Origin of the sequence: Paraburkholderia sp. BR14374 (assembly GCF_040948685.1) — a bacterium.
Taxonomy (GTDB): Bacteria; Pseudomonadota; Gammaproteobacteria; order Burkholderiales; family Burkholderiaceae; genus Paraburkholderia; species Paraburkholderia youngii.
Window position 1 is genome coordinate 1 of the sequence record NZ_JBFPKF010000109.1, and the last position, 945, is coordinate 945.

The 945-nt window shown below is 69.4% G+C and carries 1 protein-coding gene and 1 pseudogene; both read left to right on the plus strand.

Translation table 11 applies throughout. The features are described 5' to 3' along the window. The first annotated feature begins 1 nt into the window (after position 1). Positions 2-751, plus strand: a complete 750-nt coding sequence (gene paaC / locus AB3X86_RS38215; RefSeq protein ID WP_368599897.1) for a 1,2-phenylacetyl-CoA epoxidase subunit PaaC — start codon at positions 2-4, stop codon at positions 749-751. A 7-nt stretch (positions 752-758) separates the two neighbouring features. Further along, positions 759-945, plus strand: a pseudogene (locus AB3X86_RS38220) (phenylacetate-CoA oxygenase subunit PaaJ); the annotation flags it as partial.

A 945-nucleotide genomic window follows, 5' to 3' on the forward strand; every position in this document is an offset into this window, starting at 1 on the left:
GCTGATCCTCGGTCAGCGCAACAGCGAGTGGTGCGGCCACGGCCCGATCCTCGAAGAGGACATCGCGCTGTCGAACATGAGCCTCGACCTGATCGGCCAGGCGCGCCTGCTGTACACGCACGCGGCCACGCTCGAGCAGCAGCTCACCGGCCGTCAGCGCAGCGAGGACGACTACGCGTACTTCCGCGCCGAGCGCGAATTCGCGAACTACACGCTCGTCGAGCTGCCGCACTACGGGCCGCTCGCCGCGACCGCGCAGGCGCAGAAGGACTACGCGGTGACGATCGTGCGCAACTTCCTGTATTCGACGCTGATGAGGCATCTGTGGGGTGCGCTGACGGGCTCCGCCGACGCACAGCTCGCCGCGATCGCCGCGAAGTCGGTCAAGGAAACGCAGTACCACGTGCATCACGCGGGCGAGTGGCTGATCCGTTTCGGCGACGGCACCGACGAATCGCACCGTCGCGCGCAGGCCGCGCTCGACTATCTGATGCCGTACACGTACGAGTTCTTCAGCGCGGACGCGGTGGAAGACGCGATCGCCGCGGCGGGCGTCGGCCCGCGCACCTCGACGCTGGAAGCCGCATGGCTCGACGACGTGCGCGCCACGCTCGACCAGGCCACGCTGACGCTGCCCGCGGCGCTGCGGCACGTGAGCACCGGCAAGCACGGCGAGCATTCGGAGCACATGGGTTTCGTGCTCGCGGAAATGCAGAGCCTCGCACGCCAGCATCCGGGCGCGAGTTGGTGAGCCCGCGATGACGACCTCGACCGCCACGCAGCCCGTGAATACAGCCGCTGCCACCACCGCCACCACAACCGCCGCCACCGATCCCGCGCTCACCCGCGCCTGGAGCGTGCTCGAAGCGGTACCCGACCCGGAGATCCCGGTGGTCTCGATCCGCGAGCTCGGCATCCTGCGCGAGGTGCGACGCGCCGCGGACG